Origin of the sequence: Streptomyces sp. NPDC050549 (assembly GCF_040655035.1) — a bacterium.
Lineage (GTDB): Bacteria > Actinomycetota > Actinomycetes > Streptomycetales > Streptomycetaceae > Streptomyces.
This window is the reverse complement of record NZ_JBFAJD010000019.1, coordinates 70,786-89,270: the sequence shown is the minus strand read 5'-3', so window position 1 is coordinate 89,270 and position 18,485 is coordinate 70,786. Positions and strand designations below refer to the sequence as shown.

The following is an 18,485-nucleotide window of genomic DNA, read 5'->3' as shown; positions in this document are numbered from 1 at the left end:
CATTGAGCTTGCCGGGTCCCGCACGACAAGAAAATGGCACGATGGCCAACCTTCGATAGAATCGTGCCATGCAGCATGTGGAACGGGTCGTGGTCCTGGCGCTCGACGGCGTCTACCCCTTCGAGCTGGGCATCCCCAGCCGGATCTTCGGCGCCGCCGACGGCCGCTACGAGGTGCTGACCTGTACGGTCGACGGCCGTCCGGTGCGCACCAGCGCCGACTTCTCGGTCGCGGTGGAGCACGGGCCGGAGATCCTCGAAACGGCGGACACGGTCGTGGTCGCCTCCATGGCGACCCTGCGCATCCCCGAGGGACTGCCCGCCGGGATCGCCGACGCCCTCGCCCGGATCCGCCCCGACGCCCGCATCGTCTCCATCTGCACGGCCGCCTTCGTGCTCGCCGCCGCCGGACTCCTCGACGGCCGCCGCGCCACCACCCACTGGCAGGTCGTCGACCGCTTCCGGGCCCTGTATCCCCAGGTCGACCTGGACCCCGACGTGCTCTTCGTGCAGGACGGCCGGATCCTCACCTCCGCCGGCGCGGCCTCCGGAGTCGACATCTGCCTGCACATCGTGCGCACCGACCACGGCAGCGAACTCGCCAACACCGTCGCCCGCCGCTGTGTCGTCCCGCCGTTCCGCGACGGCGGCCAGGCCCAGTACATCCAGCAGCCGGTGCCGGACTCCGGCGCCACGAGCACGGCCGCCACCCGCGACTGGGCCCTGACCCGCCTCGACGAACCCCTCGCCCTGAACGACCTGGCCCGCCACGCCGGAATGAGCCTGCGCACCTTCGCCCGCCGCTTCAACGACGAGGTGGGCCTCAGCCCCGGCCGCTGGCTGATCCAGCAGCGGGTCGCCCGCGCCCGCGACCTGCTGGAGGCCAGTGACCTGTCGGTCGACCAGATCGCCGGCCGCGTCGGCTTCGCGACCGGCGCGTCCCTGCGCCAGCATCTGCACGCGGCGATCGGGGTCTCGCCGCAGGCCTACCGGCGTACGTTCCAGGAAGCCCGCTGAATCCCAACGTTTCGGGTCGACCGTGCGTCGTAGGAACAAGACGTGAGGGGGCAGGGCATGCGCAGTGGGCTCGGGGCGGTGGCCGTGCTGGTGGCGGCGACCGCGGTGGGATGTGGCACCAAGGGCGGGGGAGACGTCGTGGTCGCGGGCACACCGCCGGCCACGCCCTACGACGGACCGCTGTACGTGGCGGCCGCCGGTTCCGACAAGCCGGGTGCGGCCGGCCGGGCGCTGGAGTGCGACGGGGCGAGGTACGCGGGCGGCGGCGCCGACGCGTGGAGCAAGGGCGACGGCGGCAAGACACCTGAGGGCGGCCTGCGGACGTACTTCGACATCGAGCAGCCGGACGTCCCGCGCACGGGCTATCGCGTCGAGCGCAAGGAGAGCGGGCGCGTCCTGTTCTCCTACGACGTCGACGGCCGCACCAAGGTCGCCGTCGTCGTCGCCAAGGACCAGAAGAACAGGCCTGGTTGGGGCCCGGAGACCAGCGCCTCCTGCGACCCGGCGGAATTCCCGGCGAGCTTCACCAAGGCGCACGGGTACGAGATCTGGACCGACACGCACGGGAAGCGCGTGCCGACGACGGTGGTGAGCAGCTCGGTCGGGGCCGCGCACTGCGACTGGCAGAAGGCGCACTTCCTGCAGACCGGCAAGGGCGCGAAGGGCAGGCTGTACGCCCGCGATCCGGACAAGGTGCTCCCGGCCGGGATGCTCACCGCCCCCTACGACGGCGACGTCTCCATGCCCGCGACCGCCCGTGATACCGGATACCGTTACCAGGACTGGGAGTTGTGGCTCGCGGCCGACGCGTCGAAGGCCTACGTCCGCACACCGGACGGCGTGGAGGCCTGGCCGTCGGTGAAGGACGGGCAGGCCTGTCTGTGAGCTGTCGTCACCGGCTCATGTGCAGGGCGACCAGCAACTGCCATACCTGGTCGGCGATTTCCTCCGGCGTGCCCTCCAACAGGCCGTGCAGCCAGTCGGCCAAAACACCGCCGAAGGTCCCGGCGACCGCCGAGGCGACCAGCGGGGCGTCCGCCGCACCCGCGAGTTCACGCTCACGGAGGCTGTAGGCGCGCAGGTCCCGGTGCAGCACCCGGCCGAGCGGACCACCGCCGCCCGGGCTCAACAGGGTGCGGTACAGGGCCGCGTGCGGGAGCAGACCGGCGAAGAACTCCGGCAGCGCGGGCGGCGCGTGCACAGGGTCGGGCCGCCCGCGCCAGGCGTGCAGCGCCTCCACCGCGTCCCGTACGACGTCCGCGCAGGCGTCGACCGCGAGCGCCTCCAGGCCGTCGTAGTGGACGTAGAACGTGGCCCGGCCGACGCCGGCCCGGCGCACCAGGGCGGCGACGCCGACCTCCTCCAGGGGGTGTTCGGTGCACTCGTCGAGGAGGGCCCGGCGCAGCCGTGCCCGGGTGCGGGCGGCCCGCGGGTCCTCGGGCTCGGCGCGGCTCACCGCGCGATCAGTACGGCGGCCAGGGCCAGCGCGCCGGGAAGCGCCTGCGCGAACAGGATGCGCCGGTTCGCCGTCACCGTGCCGTAGACGCCCGCGACCACGACACAGCTCAGGAAGAACACCTGGGCGCGGAAACCGGTCGGGTCGGCGGCGATCAGACCCCAGATCAGACCGGCGGCGAGGAAGCCGTTGTACAGCCCCTGGTTGGCGGCCAACGGCGCGGTGGCTCTCGCCATTTCGGGATCGAAGCCGTGCAGGCCGCGCCCGGGCTTCTTCTCCCACAGGAACATCTCCAGCACCAGGATGTACAGATGCAGCGCGGCCACCAGGCCCACCAGCACGTTCGCGAGCGTCTCCACGATCAGCCGACCCTTCGTCGTAATGGACAGGTGTCCACTATAGCTGGACACCTGTCTATGAACGACCACTCCGGTCAGGCCCCGTCGGCCGCGTACACCTCCGCCCCTCCCACATAGGTGAGCGCCACCCGCGTCCGTGCGATCTCCTCCGGCGGAACGGCGAACGGATCACGGTCCAGGACCACCAGATCCGCCAACGCCCCCGCCGCCACCCGGCCGGTGTCGTCCAGATGGTTCGCATACGCCGAACCCGCGGTGTACGCGGTGAGCGCCTCGGCGAGCCCGATGCGCTCGCCGGGCAGGAACACCGGCCCGGCGCTTCCGGGTTCGACCCGGTTGACCGCGACATGGATGCCCTGCAGCGGATCGGGACTGCTGACCGGCCAGTCGCTGCCCGCCGCGAGCGTGGCCCCGGACCGCAGCAGCGCCCCGAACGGGTACTGCCGCAGGGCGCGTTCGGGTCCGAGGAACGGAATCGTCAGCTCGTCCATCTGCGGTTCGTGCGCCGCCCACAGGGGCTGGATGTTCGCGACCGCGCCGAGCCGCGCGAACCGCGCCACGTCGTCCGGGTGCACCACCTGGAGGTGCGCGAGATGCGGCCGGGTGTCGCTCGTCCCGTTCGCCTCCCGTGCCGCCTCGACCGCGTCCAGCGCGTTCCGTACGGCCCGGTCGCCCAGCGCGTGGAAGTGGCACTGGAAACCGAGCGCGTCCAACTCGGTCACATACTTGGGCAGTTGGCCCGGGTCGATGAAGCTGGTGCCCCGGTTTCCCGTGGCGCAGCCGCACTTGTCCAGGTAGGGGTCGAGCAGGGCGGCGGTACCGGTCTCGGCGACCCCGTCCAGCATCAGCTTCACACTGCCCGCGCGGAACCGGCCTTGGCTCAACGCGGCCCTCCGCTCGGCGAGTTCGGGGATCTGCTCGGCCCCGCGCTCCCGGTCCCACCACAGCGCGCCGACCACGCGCGCGGTGAGCGAACCGTCGCGGGCGGCGGTCACATACGCGTCCGACGGATCGTCCATCCCCGCGAACTTCCCCACGATCGCGTCCTGCCAGGCCGTGATGCCGAGCGCGTGCAGATGCCGCTGGGCGTGCAGCAGCGCGGCCAGCCGGTCGCCCGGGGTGGTCGGGGGCGTGAACCTGCCGACCAGCTGCATCGCCCCCTCCTGGAGCGTCCCGGCCGGTTCGCCCGACGCGTCCCGCTCGATCCGCCCGTCCGCCGGATCGGGCGTGTCCCGCGTGATGCCCGCCAGCTCCAGGGCCCGGCTGTTGACCCACGCGCCGTGATGGTCGCGGTTGGGCAGATACACCGGCCGGTCCGGTACGACCGAGTCCAGCAGCTCCTTCGCCGGCGTACCGCCCTCGAACGCCTCCATCGACCACCCGCCGCCGGTGATCCACTCCCGCTCGGGATGCGCGTCTGCATAGGCGCGCACGGCGGCGAGCGTGTCGGCCGCGGTCCTGGTTCCCGTCAAGTCGCACTGCGTCAGCTCAAGCCCCGCCGGCACCGGATGCACATGCGCGTCCTGGAACCCGGGCAGCAGCAACCGCCCCGCCAGATCGACGACTTGAGTGCCCGGCCCGGCGAGGTCGTGCACCTCGGCATGTCCTACGGCCGTGATGCGGTCGCCGGTGACGGCCACGGCGGTCGCCGTGCGGCCCTCGGGGGTGAGGACGGGGCCGTTGGTGAAGAGGAGGTCTGCGTGCATGGTCCGTTTCCTTGCAGGGGTCAGGAAGAAGTGGCGAGCAGCTGCGGGGCGTCGGCGTCGGTACCCTCCCCGGACGTGAAGTAGGGCGACCTGCGTATCCACTTCGCCCAGGCGGCGGCCACGAAACCCGACACGATCATCGCGGCCGGGGTGAGCAGCAGGAACCAGCCGTTGTCCGCGCTGACTTCGAGGTGGTCGGTGGAGGTGTAGAAGGACCAGGCGAGGTAACCGCCGAGCCCCAGCAGGGCCAGGGCGCTCAGCGTGGGCAGCACCACCGCGCGGATGCCCTGCCGCCAGTTCTCCCGGAGGAGGGAGCGGAAGCGCACGGCGGCCGCGAGGGCGGTGAGCGCGTAGGAGAGGGCGACGACGATGCCCACGGCGTTCACCGTCGCCATGATCATGTCGGCGAGGCGGGGTATCACCAGCGCCAGCGCGGCAACCGCTGTCGCCAGCGCGCCGATCAGCAGGGTGCCGAGGGCCGGGGTGCCGTAGCGGGAGCTGACCTTCGACCAGACCGGGCCGAGCGTACGGTCCCGGCTCATCGCGAACATGCCCCGGGCGGTGGGGATCACGCCGGCCTGGAGGGAGGCGACCGCCGAGAACATCAGGGCCACCAGCGGTAGCGCGGCCAGCGGCCGGGACGCGAGCCGGTCGCCGAAGTACGCCAGTCCCTGGGCGCCGTGGCCCGCCAACTCCCCCTCGGACAACACCCGTTGGAAGGCGATCGAGCCGAGCAGGAACAGGCCCAGCATCGTCACCAGGGTGATCAGCCCGGCCCGGGACGCGTCACGGGGGTCGCGCACCTCCTCGTTCACGGTGAACGCGGCCTCGAATCCCCAGTAGCAGAACACCGAGAGGAGCAGGCCCTGGGCGAGCGCCGACGCGGAGGGGATGGCGAAGGGGTCGAACCAGCTGAGGCTGAAGGAGTGCGGGCCGGTGACGATGCCGTAGCCGCAGAAGCCGAGCAGGACGACGTACTCGAAGATCAGCAGTCCGGTCTGGAGGCGGGCGGCGGTGCGGACGCCGGTGACGGCGGTCAGGGTGACGGCGATCAGGACGACGACGCCGACGGTGGTGGTCTGGGCCGTCGAGCCCGGATCGAGGGCGAGGCCGCCCACCGCGTGCACCCCGGCCTCCCCGGCGAACTGGATCATCGCCGAGCCGGTGACCGCCGTCGTGTACGCGAGGAACGCGATCGTCGCGACGATGTTCACCCAGCCGACCAGGAAACCGAGCCACGGGGTGAGTGAACGGCCCACCCACACATAGCCGTTGCCCGCGTTCGGTTCGACCTTGTTGAGGCGGGAGTAGGCGCCCGCGATGCCCAGGATCGGCAGGAACGCCAGCAGCATGATGGCCGGCAGATGCAGCCCGACCACCCCGGCGGTCACGCCCAGTCCGATGCCGATGCTGGTGGTCGCGGCGGTGCTGGACGCGGCGATGGCGACGCCGTCCAGCAGCCCGAGGGACTTGCGCAGGGCGGGCCCCGACGGGGGTGGCGTGTCGATCATGGCGTGCTCTCCGCTCGCACCGGGGGGCCCGGACGGCCCCGGTGAACGCACATGAAACTGCGCGGGCCCTTAACAGGTCAACGGTGTTGTCATAAGGTGCGGACACCCGGAACCGAGCAGCGAGGAGGTGCCGGATGAGCGACCGTGTCGTCCCGGCGGCCGACCGGCGGCGCAGACGTCCCACCAAGCAGGGCGTGGTCCTGTCCGGGGAACTGATCGTCGAGACGGCCCTCAGACTGATCGAGGAACACGGCGCCGAGGCCCTCTCGGTACGCCGCCTCGGCCGCGCCCTGGGCGCCGACCCCAGCTCCCTGTACCGCTACTTCAGGCACACCGACGACCTGATGCTGGCCGTCGCCGACGAACTGATCGGCCGCACGCTGCGCACCTGGCATCCCACCGGCGACTGGCTGGCCGACCTGCGTGACCTGGGCCTGCGCATGCACGCGGGCGCGCTCGCACATCCGAGGGCGGCGATGCTCAGCTCGTACCGGGTGACCGGGCGGGTGTACGAGATCCAGGCCGTGGAGACGATCCTCGGAGTGCTGCGCGGGGCCGGTTTCCCCGACGCCGACGCGGCGCGGATCTACCACGCCTACGTCGACCAGGCCCTCGCCTTCGGCGCTCTCGACTCCGCGAACACGGCGCTGCCGAAACCGGCCCGCGACGCGGAGGCAGCCGTATGGCAGGCGACGTACGCCCGGCTGCCCGCCGACACGCACCCGCACATCGCGGCCACGGCCCGCCATCTCGTGGCCACCATGCGGCACAGCTCCTACCCGGCGGCCCAGGACCTGCTGCTGAGCGCGGCGGCGGCGCGGCTCGCGGAGATCCGGGCCGGGGAGCGGGCGCTGCCTACGAGGAGCCTTGGGCGAAGTCCGTCGTCGTGAACGTGGCCCGGTCCCCGGAGGTCGTGCCGTCCGTGATCCACCAGCGGGTGGCGGGCTCGCCGTAGTAGCCGAACTTGGCGTCGGCGCCCCAGTTCAGGATCAGTTCGTCCTTGCCGTCCCTGTCGAAGTCGGCGGCTCCCACGGGCCGGGCGTGGCGCCACTTCGCGGGGATCCGCCGGCCGTCCGTCGTGGCGGGTCCGTCGCGCAGGACCGTGGTCCGCCCGGTGTCGTCGATGAGTGTGGCGCCCGTGTGCGTGGCGACGAGGATGCCGTCCCGGCCGTCGCCGTCCGGGTCGGCGGACGCATAGCCGCCCGGCCCGTAGTCGGTGCGCGCGGACCCCGGTGCCTCGGGCAGGCGGTATGTCACCGGTGCGCCGCCGTCGCCCGGACGCACGGCGAGCGAGCCGTCGACCTCGGCCGGCTCGGTCTCGTAGCCGGGTTCGTCGTTACGGCTGCCGTCGTCGCCCACGGCCACATCGCGCTGCCCGTCGCCGTCGAAGTCGCCGAACACGTGGGCGTTTCCGCTCCTCAACCGACGCCCGGACCCCGAGAGTCGGGCACCCCGCCGGGCCGTGAAGAGCGTGTTGCCGGACTGCTCGCCGTCGCTCACCGCGTGCAGCAGCAGCGAGGTCGCGCGGGGAGCGCCGGACGGGTCGACGGCGTCGGCGATCAGTTCGCCGTCCACCCAGGGGAGGCTCGTGTCGGTGCGCTCGGGCGCGCCCGAGCGCGTGAACGGGCCGTAGAGCACCACCAGGGAGGAGTGGTTGTACGCGAGCCGGCGAGGTCGTGGTGCCCGTCCCCGTCGAAGTCGCCGCGCACCAGCGAGCGGAGGCGCAATCTGCTTGCGCTCTGCGGCAGTTGAACCGGTGTGGCGGAGGCCTTCGGGGTGGACCCGCCCCAGCTGACGTACGGGACGGTACGCGCCGTGACAACGTTGCCGTCCGACACCGTCGAGCCCTGGACGGACGTGACGAAGTCGGGGAAGCCGTAGCCGTCCAGATCGGCGGTCGTGACGTTCGCTGCGGACACCGAGTCCTTCGCCGCCGACAGTTGCTTGCCCGGTGCGGGCAGGCCCAGGTCGCCGCGCCCGAGGACCGTGCGCGTCGACGGGTCGAGCCCCTTGGCCGACCCGTGGACCACACCGACCCGTTCGTCGAGGGTGTCCTCCCCGGCACCGTGGACCGCGACCGGCACCACGAGGTCGTGATGTCCGTCGCCGTTGATGTCGTCGGGATCCCTGGAACCCTTTCCCGGAGCGGGAGTTCGGCTCGCGGCGGCCGTGCTCGGTCCGCGCGGGGAGGACGACGGTTCACGGGAGGCGGCGCCGTCACCGCTTCCGCAGCCGCTCAACGGAGCCAGCGCGGTGCAGACGGCGGGGGTCACTACGGCGAGACGCGGCTTCATCCGCCCCACTCTCGCATCCCTTGTCACACCCGAACCAGGGGAGCCGTGCGGTCGTTGCGCTTTCGTTGATCGCGGCCGACCGTCGGCTTCGTCGGCATCAACCGGCCGAACGGGGATACCCGTTGGGTGCGTGGCAACCGGACTCGACGCTTGCGCGCCTGAATTCTCGGAGGAACCATGGCACTCGTGAACGCAAGCTTCGTGGTGCTCGACGCGGTCGAGCCGGAGAAGCTCGCCGTGTTCTACACGGAGTTGCTCGACGGCGAACAGACGGACATCTCGCTCGACCAGGTGGAGATCAGGGGCGCCGACGGCACCCGGCTGGCGTTCCGCCGCGACGCCGGCGCCATCCCACCGAGCTGGCCCCGCGCCGAGAACAACCAGCAGGTCCACCTGGACTTCCTGGTGGAGGACCTGGACGAGGCGGAGCGCAGGGTTATCGGCCTCGGAGGACGCGCGCTGGAGACGAAGGACATGCCGGGCCCGTACGAGGAGCGCGTGTACGCGGACCCGGCCGGCCACTCCTTCACCCTGCGCCCGGTGCCGGCCACGACGTCCGAATAGGGCTGAGGCCCCTCAACGCCCTTACTCCCGGCCGCTCTTGTCCTTCGACGGCCAGACACCGGTCGAACGCTCGATGGCCTTCGCGCCGGTACGGTCCGCCGCGCTGCGTGCCACCGCGAACAGGGCGCCCTGGAGGGCGGCGGCCAACAGGATCTCGCCCCAGCCGCGGTCCCGGTCCAGCGGGTCGGGGGCGTCCTCCTCGTGCCGTATCGCCTTCCACGTGGCGCGGAAGGCGCGACCCGCTAGCGCGCCGCTCACCAGACCCAGGACGAGGCCGACGGGCTGGTAGACGAGGGGGAGCTTCTTCTTCTTGTTCTTGGCCACGGGGGTCTCCTTCTGCGGACGAGCCGGTCGGCACCCCGACGGTGCCATTGAAACCGGGGCTTCGGTAGAGGGTGTGAGTACCGCCCTCAGGGGCAGTCGGCGTAGATGAGCGACACAGTGACCGACCATGGATCCGACCGTACGACGGAACAGGAATCCGACGGTGCCACGGACCGGAGGACCCGGGTCACCGTCCTCGTCGCCCTCGCCGCCAACCTGGTGATCGCGGCCGCCAAGGCCGTCGGTGGTCTGGTCGCGGGATCGCCCGCGCTGCTCTCGGAGGCCGCGCACTCGGTGGCCGACAGTCTCAACGAGGTCTTCCTCCTCGCCGCCCTGCGCCGCAGTCGTCGCCCCGCCGACCAGCGGCATCCCTTCGGCTACGGCAAGGAGCGGTTCTTCTGGTCGCTGCTCGCCGCCGTCGGGATCTTCGTCATGGGCGCCTGCTTCTCCGTGTTCCAGGGCATGGAGGCCCTGCGCAACGGCGCGGAGGAGACGTCCACCGGCTATGTGGTGGGCCTGGTCGTGCTCGCCGTGTCCCTCGTCGTGGAGGGCGTCTCCCTACTGCGGGCCCTGCACCAGGTGCGCGCCCAGGGCGGCGGCATGGACGCCCTGCGCGACCCCGCGCTGCGGACCGTCGTCGCCGAGGACGGCACGGCGGTACTCGGTGTGACCCTCGCGATCTTCGGCATGGCGCTGCACATGATCACCGGCCAGGTGGTGTGGGAGGCGTCCGCCTCGCTCGCCATCGGCGTACTGCTCGGCTACGTCGCCTACCGCCTCGGCCGTGACGCCCGCGACCAGCTCATCGGCGAGGCGGTCGACCCGGAGCTGAGCGACAGGATCCGCTCGCTGCTGGCGGCGGAGCCCGAGATCGACAGCGTGGAAGCGCTGTTCACGATGCGGATGGGGCTCGACTCGACGATGGTCGCCGCCCGGATCGACCTGGTGCCCGGCATGGACAGCGAACGGGTCGAGGAGGTGTCCATGCGCATCAAGCGATCGCTCGGCCGGGCCGTGTCCGAGACCGGCGAGATCTTCCTCGACATCACCGACCGGCCCGCGCGGGAGGCAGCGGAAAGCCCCGCCGCGACGGGGGAGCGCGGCGGGGCCTGAAGGGCGGATGCCCGGCGGCCACCGGTTCATGCGTCTTGGAACAAGGAATTTCCCGGCGGACGCGGAACGGCTCCCGGCGTCAGCTTCCGTCGGCCGGTTCGAGGACGAACACGGGGATCTGCCGGTCCGTCTTCGTCTGGTACTCGGCGTACGGGGGGTACGCGGCGACCGCCCGCTCCCACCACTCGGCCTTCTCCTCGCCGGTGACCTCGCGGGCCGTCAGGTCCCACTTCTGCGGGCCGTCCTGAAGCTCCACCCGGGGGTCGGCCTGGATGTTGAAGTACCAGACCGGGTGCTTGGGCGCGCCACCCTGCGAGGCGACCACGGCATACCGCCCGTCGTGCTCGACCCGCATCAGCGGGGTCTTCCGGATCTTCCCGCTCTTGGCGCCCACGGTCGTCAGCAGGATGACGGGCAGACCCGTGTCCAGCAACGTCGTCCCCTTGGTGCCACCGGAGCTCTCGTACAACTCCACCTGGTCGCGCACCCACTGCGTCGGGCTGGGTTCGTACTCGCCCTCAAGAGGCATGGCATCCGTCCCATCTCGCGTTCTACGGCTGTCTGGCACCAAGATTCAACACCAGCCGACGCGCGATTCATCCACACCGCGATTCTCTTCGGCCATGCCCCCTCGGCCGGGTGACGACGTCGGAGGCAATCGCGCCGGCCCGGCTCCTCGGACACAGTGCGACACCCTGCACGATCACCGGACGAGAAAAGGGCACCCGCATGTCCGCGACCCCGACCGCACGCACCGTCGTCGAGGACCTGCTGCACCGGATCGGCAACGCCGAGCCCGAGCACATCGCGGAGCTCTGCGCCGAGCACGCCGACTGGAAGCTGAACCGGCCCCAGGACGAGCACGGCCGGGCCGCCACGCCGTGGATCCGGCACCGGACCGGCCGCGCCGGCGCCGCCGACCATTTCCGGGACATCGCCGCGCACCATGTGCCGGAACAGGCGGCCACGGAGATCGAGCACGTCCTTGTCGACGGCGCGGACGCGGTCGTGTTCGGCGAGATCCGGCTGACCGTGAGGTCCACCGGACGGCCGTATCGCGCCAGGTTCGCCCTGCATCTTACCGTCCGGGACGGGCTGATCGTCCGTCACCACGTGTACGAGGACAGCCTCGCCGTGGCCCGTGCCTTCAGCGGCGGATCAGATGCGCGGTGACCGTGGGACCACGCGAAGCGGACCGCCAGGTTCGGCCAGATTGTAGGGACCACCGATCTGGCCGAACTTCAGGTGGCTCCATAGGTGCCTCGGGCATCTAATGAAGATCGGCACGACGCACTCTTCGTCTGCGAGGTCTTCCATGACGGATCTGACGGATCTGACAGCTCCGACCGACCTGACCGAACCTGTCGCCTTCCCCCAGAGCCGCTCCTGCCCCTACCACCCGCCCACCGGCTACGACACCCTGCGCGCCGACCGTCCGCTGAGCCGGGTCAGCCTCTACGACGGCAGCCCGGCGTGGCTGGTCACCGGACACGCCGCCGCCCGCGCCCTGCTCGCCGACCAGCGCCTGTCCTCCGACCGCACCCGCCCCGGCTTCCCGGCCACCAGCCCACGCTTCGCGGCGTTCCGGGACCGTACGGCCGCACTGGTCGGCGTCGACGACCCCAAGCACCGCACCCAGCGCCGCATGATGATCCCCGGCTTCACCGTCAAACGCGCCACGGCGATGCGGCCCGACATCCAGCGGATAGTCGACGGACGGCTCGACGCGATGATCGCCCGGGGCGGCCCCGCCGACCTGGTGCCCGCGTTCGCGCTGCCCGTGCCCTCGATGGTGATCTGCGCACTGCTCGGCGTCCCGTACGCCGACCACGAGTTCTTCGAGGCGCAGTCCCGGCGGCTGCTGCGCGGTCCCGGGCCCGAGGACAGCCGGGACGCACGCGCCCAACTCGACCAGTATCTGGGCGAGTTGATCGACCGCAAGCAGCGGGAACCGGGTGAGGGACTGCTGGACGACCTCGTCCGGGAGCAACTGAACGAAGGGGCCCTGGACCGGGCCGAGTTGGCCTCTCTCGGCCTCATTCTCCTGGTCGCGGGGCACGAGACGACCGCCAACATGATCTCCCTCGGTACGTTCACACTGCTGCGCCATCCCGAGCGGCTGGCCGAACTGCGGGCCGATCCACGGCTGTTGCCGGACGTGGTCGAGGAGCTGATGCGGTCGCTGTCGATCGTGGACGGGCTGATGCGGCTGGCCGTCGAGGACATCGAGGTGGACGGCGTGACGATCCGGGCCGGCGAGGGAGTGCTCTTCTCGACCTCGGTCGTCAACCGCGACGAGGACGTCTACACCGCCCCGGACGCCCTGGACTGGCACCGGCCCGCCCGCCACCACATCTCGTTCGGCTTCGGCATCCACCAGTGCCTCGGCCAGAACCTGGCCCGCGCCGAACTGGAGATCGCCCTGCGCAGCCTCTTCGACCGGCTGCCCACGCTGCGCCTGGCCGCACCCGCGGAGGAGATCCCCTTCAAACCGGGCGACACGATCCAGGGGATGCTGGAACTCCCCGTGACCTGGTAAGAGGCTGCGTTCCATGCACACCGAAATCCACATCGACAAGGACCTCTGCATCGGGGCGGGCCAGTGCGCCCTGGCGGCCCCGGGCGTCTTCACCCAGGACGACGACGGCTACAGCACCGTGCTGCCCGGCAAGGAGGACGGCGCCGGCGACCCGATGCTCCGAGAGGCGGCCCGCGCCTGCCCGGTCACCGCCATCACGGTGACCGAACCGACGGGCTGAGCGGGAGCCGTCGTAGGAGTCGGTCAGCCCGCCATCCCCAGTACGGCCACCTCGACACCCCGCAGCCGCCCCCGATCCGCGACCACCTCGTACGCCGCGACCCGCCCGCCCCCGACGGTCACCCGGAGAGGGATCAGCAGCCGTCCGCCCGGAGCGACCACGATGCCCACGTCGCTGTCGACGAGGGCGAGCGCGGCGAACCGGGCACGGTCGCGCAGCAGTACCGTCCCCTCGGCGACCGCCCGGGCCCCGCGCAGCTCGGTCGGAACGCCGGGCGGCGGCGCGGCGGGTTCGGCGTGCCGGACGACGTCCGGGGCCAGTACGTCGAGCAGTGCGCCGAGGTCACCGCCCCGCGCCACGGCGAGGAAGGCCTCGACGACCTTCCGGTGCCGGTCCGGTTCCGCGCCCCGGCACCGCCGGCGTGCCCCGCACCTTGTGCCGGGCCCGGCTGGCGAGCTTCTTCGCGGCGGGCGGCGAACGGTCCAGCACCGCCGCTATTTGGTCGAACGGCACCGCGAACAGATCGTGCAGCACGAACGCGACCCGCTCGGCCGGCCCTGGGGGTCCCCCGGGTCGAGCGAAGCCGAGAGCTGGGGGAGTGTCCAGCACCACCAGCAGCGCGACCCCCACCGAGTCGGCGAGTACGGCCTCGTCCTCGGGCAGGTCGGCGGCGCTCGGCTCGGGCAGCCCGTCGCCGTAGGGGTCCTCACGCCGTGACGCGCGGGTGCGCAGCATGCCGAGGCAGATACGGGAGACGACCGCCGTCAGCCGGGCGGCGAGGTTGTCGATGTCGTCGCCGCCCGCGCGGCTCAGCCGCAGCCGGGCGTCCTGGACCGCGTCTTCCGCCTCGCCGGACGAGCCCAGCATGCGGTGGGCGACGGCCCGCAGCCGCCCGCGCTCCGCCTCGAACCGCCGCGCCAGTTCGTCGTGCCCGTGCATGGGTCACCTTTCCTCGTCGTGCTCCGTCACCTCTCCGACGCACCCGAACCGACCGAGGTGACCGCATCGTGCTGCTGCACATCGACTCCAGCGCCGACACCACCACCGACTCCGTGACCAGGCAACTCACCGGGACCTTCGCCCGGACACACGGCACGGCGGACCACCGTCACCGCGACCTGTCCGCCGAGCCGGTGCCGCCGATCACCCCCGCCTACACCACCCTCGGCCGCCGCGTGGAACGCGAGGGCTTCGTCCCGCCGGCCAAGGTGCCCGCGCTGATCGAGAGCGCCGCCGAGCGGCGCGAGTGGGACCCGACCCTGCCGCTTGTCACCGAACTCCTCGCCGCCGAGACCCTGTTGCTCGATGTCCCGATGTACAACTTCTCCGTGCCCGCGAGCCTGAAGGCGTGGATCGACCGGGTCACCTTTCCCGGTGCGCTCACCGATCCGGACACGGGCGAGAGCCTGCCGCGCGACACCCGCGTGGTCGTGGTCATGGCCCGCGGCGGCGGTTACGGCCCCGGCACCCCGCGCGAGCACTTCGACTTCCAAGCGCCTTGTCTGCGGGCCTACTTCGGCAACCTGGGCGTACCGCCGGAGCACCTCCACCTCGTCGCCGCCGAGCTGACCCGGGTCGACGTCCTGCCTCACCTGGCCGGTCTGGAGGACCGGGCGGCGGCCTCCCTCGCCGGGCCCGCGCCACGCTGACGGCACTCGCAGCCGTCTGACCTCAGCGGGCCCGCAGCAGCGAGCGGACCGCCTCGCGCGCCTCCGCCGCCGGCTCCGCGCTCCCGGTGATGCCCGCTGTGACCATGGCCCCCTCGGCCAGCAGGAACACCTGCCCGGCCAGTGCGGCGGGCAGCCCGGCGTCCGCCACGAGGGCGGCCAGATAGTCGCGGAACGCCCGCTTGTGCGCCCGGACCTGGGCCACCACCCGCTCCGAGGTCGCGCCCAGCTCGCCGTAGGAGTTGATCCATGCGCAGCCCCGGAAGTCGGCCTCGCCGAACCACTCCTCCAGCCAGTCGAAGACGGCCGGAATCCGCTCCCGTGGATCATCGTGCCGCTCGACGTGCTCGGCGAGGCGTCCGCGCCAGCGCAGGTCACGCCGTTCGAGATACGCCTCCACCAACTGGTCCTTCGCCGGGAAGAGCTGGTAGAGCCGCTTGAGGGAGAGCCCGGAGGCGGTGCGGACGGCGTCCATGCCGACGGCCTGGACGCCCCGGCCGTAGAACAGCTTCTCGGCGGCGTCCAGCGCCTGCTCCCGGGCGACTTCGCTGTCCATGAAACGACCCCTCCTTGACGCGAGAACGAACGTTCTCTACGTTAGCAGTCGTCCGGAGAACGCTCGTTCTCGCCCTTGTTCCCCGCTCTGGAGACGACCATGGCCGACCGTCCGCCCCTCCCGCCCTTCACCCGTGAGACCGCTGCCCAGAAGGTGCAGGCCGCAGAGGACGCCTGGAACACCCGGGACCCGCGGCGAGTCGCGCTCGCCTACTCGGAGGACTCCGTCTGGCGCAACCGCGACACCTTCGTCACCGGCCGCGCCGAGATCGTCGAGTTCCTCACCGCCAAGTGGGAGCGCGAGCACGAGTACGCCCTGCGCAAGGACCTCTGGGCCTACGACGGCAACCGCATCGCGGTCCGCTTCCAGTACGAGTGCCGGGACGCCGACGGGCAGTGGTGGCGGTCGTACGGCAACGAGCTGTGGGAGTTCGACGAGCACGGGCTGATGACCCGGCGCGAGGCGAGCATCAACGACCTGGCCATCGACGAGAAGGAACGCCGCGTCTTCGGGACACGGCCCGAGGCCGAGCGGGGGAGTACGTTCCCGCTCCAGTAGCCCTAGGCTCCCCGGGTGACCGAACAGGACTCGAAACCCTTCCTCTACGTCGTCGTCTGCGCCGCCGGCATAGCCGTGGACGTCGGCAGGCTGATCGCCGCCGCGCAGGAGCGGGACTGGGAGGTCGGGGTCATGGCGACCCCGGTCGCGATGGGCGGCTTCTTCGACACGGCCGCCGTCGAGGCACAGACCGGCCGCCCGATCCGTTCGGCGTGGCGAACTCCCGGAGATCCGCGCCCCTTTCCGCCCCCGGACGCCGTGATCGTCGCGCCCGCCACCTTCAACACGATCAACAAGTGGGCGTCCGGCACGGCGGACACCCTCGCTCTCGGCACCCTCTGCGAGGCGTACGGCCTCGGTGTGCCGACCGTCGTACTCCCCTGTGTGGGCGACGCGTTGGCCGCCCACCCCGCCTACCGGGCGAGCCTGGCACGCCTGCGCGAGATGGGCGTCCGCTTCGGGGAGCCGTACTCCGGCGAGGCCCAACAGGACGGCGGGCGGCCGGAGTTCGGCTGGGCGCGGGCGCTGGACCTGCTCTAGGAACAGGTCACCGTGGGCCCGGCCAGCATGCCCCCGGTGTAGAGCGTCTGGCCCTGGGGCATCCAGTAGCCCAGCTTCGAAACCACCGTGGAACAGCGGGACTTGAGGGTGACCCGGACCACCACGGTGTCCGGGTGCCCCGGCTGGAGATCGGTGAGTGCGCAGTCCAGGGCGTGCGGGAGCCGGTCCTGCGCGGGGTGGCGGCCGATCAGCGGATTGACGCAACGGGTGTCGGTCGTGGTCAGTTCCGCCCCCGTGCCCTCCTCCGCGATGAGCCCGAACCGCGCGCTGCCGTCGCCCTCGTCACTCTCCCGCCTGACCGTGTACGTCAGCGTCGTCACGGAGTCCGGCCGCAGTGTGCTCCGGTCGACCTCGATGCCGTGCGTCGCCTTCGGCCTGGGCGCGGTCAGCGTGAGAGTCGCGCGGACAGTGCCCTCCACATCCACCCCCTCGGGGATCGAGCGGACGCGCACGGTGGCCGTGAAGTCGTACGTCCCCGGCCCCGGATACTGCCCCGACCCGGGCAGCGTGCCGGACGCGACCGTCTCGCCGGCGCGCCGCGCGGTCCAGGTGCCCGAGGTGCGGCACGCGTAGTGGACGGTCGCCCGGAGCTGCCGGCAGGTCGCGGGCGCCGAGACCGCCATGGTCGGGGTGCCGCTGCCCGCGCAGAGGCTGACCATGGCATGCGCTCCGCGCGCGCCGTGCAGGGTGCCCGCCGGTGCGCACAGCGTCGACGGCGGCTCGGGCGCGGGCGGCGCCGGGTCCGTGTCGCCCCACGCGGGCGACACCAGGGCCAGCGGCAGCACGGCCGCCCCCAGCAGGGTCCTCAGTCTGGTCCAACGTCTCGGCACCGCGATCCTCCCGTACGGCCGCGACCGGCCGGGCGCCGGTCGTCCGCACCGAGGATGCGTGCCCCCGCGGGCCGCCCGGCCGCTCCCACGCCGCGCGGCCGGGGGCGGTCACACCAACGCCGGACGCCGGTCGGTGCCCGACTTCGAGCACTCACGAAGTCGTACGCTCCAAAGCGGTACCGAACTCGAAGGCAGGAGCAGCAACAATGCAGTACGTGAAGCTCGGTTCGACCGGCCTGGACGTCTCGCGGATCTCTCTGGGCTGCATGACCTACGGACTTCCGGACCGCGGCACCCACGAGTGGACCCTCGACGAGGAGGCGTCGCGCCCGCTGATCCGGCAGGCGCTGGAGGCCGGGATCAACTTCCTCGACACCGCGAACGTCTACTCCGACGGCACCAGCGAGGAGATCACCGGCCGGGCACTGCGCGACTTCGCCCGCCGCGACGAGGTCGTGCTCGCCACCAAGGTGCACGGACGCACGCACTCGGGACCCAACGGCGCCGGACTGTCCCGCAAGGCAATCATGGCGGAGATCGACCACAGCCTCGAACGCCTCGGCACCGACTACGTCGACCTCTACCAGATCCACCGCGCCGACCCGCACACCCCCGTCGAGGAGACAATGGAGGCGCTGCACGACCTGGTGAAGGCGGGCAAGGTCCGCTACATCGGGGCGAGTTCGATGTACGCGTGGCAGTTCGCCAAGCACCAGCACGTCGCCGAGCGGCACGGCTGGACCAAGTTCGTGTCCATGCAGAACCACTACAACCTCCTCTACCGTGAAGAGGAGCGCGAGATGCTGCCGCTCTGCGCGGATCAGGGCGTCGGTGTGCTGCCGTGGAGCCCGCTGGCGCGGGGCCGCCTCACCCGGGACTGGGGGACCACCACCGAGCGCAGTAGCACCGACAACTTCGGCAACCGTCTCTACCAGGACGGCGACCGGACGATCGTCGAGGCGGTCACCCGGATCGCCGGCGACCGGGGTGTCCCGCGCGCCCAGGTCGCCCTTGCCTGGCTGCTGCACCAGGGCACGGTGGCCGCACCGATCATCGGCGCGGCCAAGCCGCAGCACATCGAGGACGCCGTCGCCGCCGTCGAACTGGAGCTGAGCGACAAGGAGATCGAGGAACTGGAGCGGCCCTACCTTCCGCACGCGATCAGCGGCCACTCCTGACACTTCGTCAACAGGCTTGTTTTCAGGCTGAGT

General features: G+C 71.6%; 22 protein-coding genes and 1 pseudogene. 12 read left to right on the top strand and 11 right to left on the bottom strand.

Annotated elements, in window-relative coordinates; translation table 11 throughout:
- Positions 1-68: 68 nt before the first annotated feature.
- Complete coding sequence (locus AB0I51_RS26545; protein ID WP_362979185.1) at positions 69-1,016, top strand: helix-turn-helix domain-containing protein; 948 nt, start codon at positions 69-71, stop codon at positions 1,014-1,016.
- A 57-nt stretch (positions 1,017-1,073) separates the two neighbouring features.
- Positions 1,074-1,901, top strand: coding sequence for a hypothetical protein (locus AB0I51_RS26540; protein WP_362979183.1), 828 nt, complete (start codon positions 1,074-1,076; stop codon positions 1,899-1,901).
- A gap of 7 nt (positions 1,902-1,908) precedes the next feature.
- Here AB0I51_RS26540 and AB0I51_RS26535 read toward each other — a convergent pair whose 3' ends face one another.
- From AB0I51_RS26535 to AB0I51_RS26520, 4 genes are all read right to left on the bottom strand, one after another.
- Positions 1,909-2,472 (bottom strand): TetR/AcrR family transcriptional regulator, encoded by a 564-nt coding sequence (locus tag AB0I51_RS26535; protein WP_362979181.1) that lies wholly within the window; start codon positions 2,470-2,472, stop codon positions 1,909-1,911.
- On the bottom strand, positions 2,469-2,831 hold the full coding sequence (locus AB0I51_RS26530; RefSeq protein WP_359608614.1) for a DUF1304 domain-containing protein: 363 nt from the start codon (positions 2,829-2,831) through the stop codon (positions 2,469-2,471). The genes AB0I51_RS26535 and AB0I51_RS26530 overlap by 4 nt, the downstream gene beginning before the upstream one ends.
- A 74-nt stretch (positions 2,832-2,905) precedes the next feature.
- Positions 2,906-4,537 carry an amidohydrolase gene (locus AB0I51_RS26525; protein ID WP_362979179.1) on the bottom strand — a complete coding sequence of 544 codons (1,632 nt, stop codon included), beginning with the start codon at positions 4,535-4,537 and terminating at the stop codon, positions 2,906-2,908.
- A gap of 20 nt (positions 4,538-4,557) precedes the next feature.
- Complete coding sequence (locus AB0I51_RS26520) at positions 4,558-6,048, bottom strand: APC family permease (protein WP_362979177.1); 1,491 nt, start codon at positions 6,046-6,048, stop codon at positions 4,558-4,560.
- Between the two features lie 134 nt (positions 6,049-6,182).
- Between AB0I51_RS26520 and AB0I51_RS26515 the strand changes: the two genes are divergently transcribed.
- On the top strand, positions 6,183-6,938 hold the full coding sequence (locus tag AB0I51_RS26515; RefSeq protein ID WP_362979175.1) for a helix-turn-helix domain-containing protein: 756 nt from the start codon (positions 6,183-6,185) through the stop codon (positions 6,936-6,938).
- Here AB0I51_RS26515 and AB0I51_RS26510 read toward each other — a convergent pair.
- Positions 6,904-7,689: a hypothetical protein gene (locus AB0I51_RS26510; protein WP_362979173.1), complete on the bottom strand. Its 786-nt coding sequence runs from the start codon at positions 7,687-7,689 to the stop codon at positions 6,904-6,906. The two genes, AB0I51_RS26515 and AB0I51_RS26510, sit on opposite strands and share 35 nt — an antisense overlap.
- Positions 7,608-8,342: a hypothetical protein gene (locus AB0I51_RS26505; protein WP_362979171.1), complete on the bottom strand. Its 735-nt coding sequence runs from the start codon at positions 8,340-8,342 to the stop codon at positions 7,608-7,610. The genes AB0I51_RS26510 and AB0I51_RS26505 overlap by 82 nt, the downstream gene beginning before the upstream one ends.
- A 177-nt stretch (positions 8,343-8,519) precedes the next feature.
- Here AB0I51_RS26505 and AB0I51_RS26500 point away from each other — a divergent pair, with 177 nt between their 5' ends.
- Complete coding sequence (locus AB0I51_RS26500) at positions 8,520-8,906, top strand: VOC family protein (RefSeq protein ID WP_362979169.1); 387 nt, start codon at positions 8,520-8,522, stop codon at positions 8,904-8,906.
- A gap of 21 nt (positions 8,907-8,927) precedes the next feature.
- Here AB0I51_RS26500 and AB0I51_RS26495 read toward each other — a convergent pair whose 3' ends face one another.
- Positions 8,928-9,230 (bottom strand): DUF4235 domain-containing protein, encoded by a 303-nt coding sequence (locus AB0I51_RS26495; RefSeq protein WP_362979167.1) that lies wholly within the window; start codon positions 9,228-9,230, stop codon positions 8,928-8,930.
- A gap of 105 nt (positions 9,231-9,335) precedes the next feature.
- On the opposite strand from AB0I51_RS26495, the gene AB0I51_RS26490 reads away from it, so the two are divergent.
- On the top strand, positions 9,336-10,343 hold the full coding sequence (locus AB0I51_RS26490) for a cation diffusion facilitator family transporter (RefSeq protein ID WP_362979166.1): 1,008 nt from the start codon (positions 9,336-9,338) through the stop codon (positions 10,341-10,343).
- A 79-nt stretch (positions 10,344-10,422) separates the two neighbouring features.
- Here AB0I51_RS26490 and AB0I51_RS26485 read toward each other — a convergent pair whose 3' ends face one another.
- The gene (locus tag AB0I51_RS26485) at positions 10,423-10,872 is read right to left on the bottom strand and encodes a nitroreductase family deazaflavin-dependent oxidoreductase (protein WP_362979164.1); all 450 of its coding nucleotides are present in this window, start codon (positions 10,870-10,872) and stop codon (positions 10,423-10,425) included.
- Between the two features lie 200 nt (positions 10,873-11,072).
- On the opposite strand from AB0I51_RS26485, the gene AB0I51_RS26480 reads away from it, so the two are divergent.
- The 3 genes from AB0I51_RS26480 (at position 11,073) to AB0I51_RS26470 (ending at position 13,102) form a co-directional block, all read left to right on the top strand.
- Positions 11,073-11,516, top strand: a complete 444-nt coding sequence (locus tag AB0I51_RS26480) for a nuclear transport factor 2 family protein (RefSeq protein ID WP_362979162.1) — start codon at positions 11,073-11,075, stop codon at positions 11,514-11,516.
- 142 nt (positions 11,517-11,658) lie between these two features.
- A complete protein-coding gene (locus AB0I51_RS26475; protein ID WP_362979160.1) occupies positions 11,659-12,882 on the top strand; it encodes a cytochrome P450 in 1,224 nt (407 codons plus the stop codon).
- A gap of 13 nt (positions 12,883-12,895) precedes the next feature.
- Positions 12,896-13,102 (top strand): ferredoxin, encoded by a 207-nt coding sequence (locus tag AB0I51_RS26470; RefSeq protein WP_362979158.1) that lies wholly within the window; start codon positions 12,896-12,898, stop codon positions 13,100-13,102.
- 23 nt (positions 13,103-13,125) lie between these two features.
- On the opposite strand, the pseudogene AB0I51_RS26465 reads toward AB0I51_RS26470, so the two are convergent.
- Positions 13,126-14,041: pseudogene (locus tag AB0I51_RS26465) on the bottom strand (sigma factor).
- Positions 14,042-14,109: 68 nt separating this feature from the next.
- Between AB0I51_RS26465 and AB0I51_RS26460 the strand changes: the two are divergent.
- The gene (locus AB0I51_RS26460) at positions 14,110-14,751 is read left to right on the top strand and encodes an NAD(P)H-dependent oxidoreductase (RefSeq protein WP_362979156.1); all 642 of its coding nucleotides are present in this window, start codon (positions 14,110-14,112) and stop codon (positions 14,749-14,751) included.
- A gap of 22 nt (positions 14,752-14,773) precedes the next feature.
- Here the strand turns inward: AB0I51_RS26460 and AB0I51_RS26455 are convergent, their stop codons facing one another.
- Entirely contained in the window at positions 14,774-15,325 is a 552-nt protein-coding gene (locus AB0I51_RS26455; protein ID WP_362979154.1) for a helix-turn-helix domain-containing protein, read from the bottom strand.
- A gap of 99 nt (positions 15,326-15,424) precedes the next feature.
- Here AB0I51_RS26455 and AB0I51_RS26450 point away from each other — a divergent pair, with 99 nt between their 5' ends.
- Together AB0I51_RS26450 and AB0I51_RS26445 are read left to right on the top strand one after the other, a co-directional pair.
- Complete coding sequence (locus AB0I51_RS26450; protein WP_362979152.1) at positions 15,425-15,883, top strand: nuclear transport factor 2 family protein; 459 nt, start codon at positions 15,425-15,427, stop codon at positions 15,881-15,883.
- 15 nt (positions 15,884-15,898) lie between these two features.
- The gene (locus AB0I51_RS26445; RefSeq protein ID WP_362979150.1) at positions 15,899-16,423 is read left to right on the top strand and encodes a flavoprotein; all 525 of its coding nucleotides are present in this window, start codon (positions 15,899-15,901) and stop codon (positions 16,421-16,423) included.
- Here the strand turns inward: AB0I51_RS26445 and AB0I51_RS26440 are convergent.
- On the bottom strand, positions 16,420-17,274 hold the full coding sequence (locus AB0I51_RS26440; RefSeq protein WP_362979148.1) for a hypothetical protein: 855 nt from the start codon (positions 17,272-17,274) through the stop codon (positions 16,420-16,422). The genes AB0I51_RS26445 and AB0I51_RS26440 overlap by 4 nt on opposite strands.
- A 206-nt stretch (positions 17,275-17,480) precedes the next feature.
- Here AB0I51_RS26440 and AB0I51_RS26435 point away from each other — a divergent pair, with 206 nt between their 5' ends.
- Positions 17,481-18,452, top strand: coding sequence for an aldo/keto reductase (locus AB0I51_RS26435; protein ID WP_362979146.1), 972 nt, complete (start codon positions 17,481-17,483; stop codon positions 18,450-18,452).
- Positions 18,453-18,485 lie beyond the last annotated feature (33 nt).

What these genes read in the sequence shown, in the direction of transcription:
- AB0I51_RS26520 (WP_362979177.1), bottom strand. Translation starts at nt 6,048, where the DNA reads ATGATCGACACGCCACCCCCGTCGGGGCCCGCCCTGCGCAAGTCCCTC.
- AB0I51_RS26450 (WP_362979152.1), top strand. Translation starts at nt 15,425, where the DNA reads ATGGCCGACCGTCCGCCCCTCCCGCCCTTCACCCGTGAGACCGCTGCC.
- AB0I51_RS26500 (WP_362979169.1), top strand. Translation starts at nt 8,520, where the DNA reads ATGGCACTCGTGAACGCAAGCTTCGTGGTGCTCGACGCGGTCGAGCCG.
- AB0I51_RS26490 (WP_362979166.1), top strand. Translation starts at nt 9,336, where the DNA reads ATGAGCGACACAGTGACCGACCATGGATCCGACCGTACGACGGAACAG.
- AB0I51_RS26505 (WP_362979171.1), bottom strand. Translation starts at nt 8,342, where the DNA reads ATGAAGCCGCGTCTCGCCGTAGTGACCCCCGCCGTCTGCACCGCGCTG.
- AB0I51_RS26545 (WP_362979185.1), top strand. Translation starts at nt 69, where the DNA reads ATGCAGCATGTGGAACGGGTCGTGGTCCTGGCGCTCGACGGCGTCTAC.
- AB0I51_RS26480 (WP_362979162.1), top strand. Translation starts at nt 11,073, where the DNA reads ATGTCCGCGACCCCGACCGCACGCACCGTCGTCGAGGACCTGCTGCAC.
- AB0I51_RS26475 (WP_362979160.1), top strand. Translation starts at nt 11,659, where the DNA reads ATGACGGATCTGACGGATCTGACAGCTCCGACCGACCTGACCGAACCT.
- AB0I51_RS26470 (WP_362979158.1), top strand. Translation starts at nt 12,896, where the DNA reads ATGCACACCGAAATCCACATCGACAAGGACCTCTGCATCGGGGCGGGC.
- AB0I51_RS26515 (WP_362979175.1), top strand. Translation starts at nt 6,183, where the DNA reads ATGAGCGACCGTGTCGTCCCGGCGGCCGACCGGCGGCGCAGACGTCCC.
- AB0I51_RS26525 (WP_362979179.1), bottom strand. Translation starts at nt 4,537, where the DNA reads ATGCACGCAGACCTCCTCTTCACCAACGGCCCCGTCCTCACCCCCGAG.
- AB0I51_RS26455 (WP_362979154.1), bottom strand. Translation starts at nt 15,325, where the DNA reads ATGGACAGCGAAGTCGCCCGGGAGCAGGCGCTGGACGCCGCCGAGAAG.
- AB0I51_RS26540 (WP_362979183.1), top strand. Translation starts at nt 1,074, where the DNA reads ATGCGCAGTGGGCTCGGGGCGGTGGCCGTGCTGGTGGCGGCGACCGCG.
- AB0I51_RS26485 (WP_362979164.1), bottom strand. Translation starts at nt 10,872, where the DNA reads ATGCCTCTTGAGGGCGAGTACGAACCCAGCCCGACGCAGTGGGTGCGC.
- AB0I51_RS26435 (WP_362979146.1), top strand. Translation starts at nt 17,481, where the DNA reads ATGCAGTACGTGAAGCTCGGTTCGACCGGCCTGGACGTCTCGCGGATC.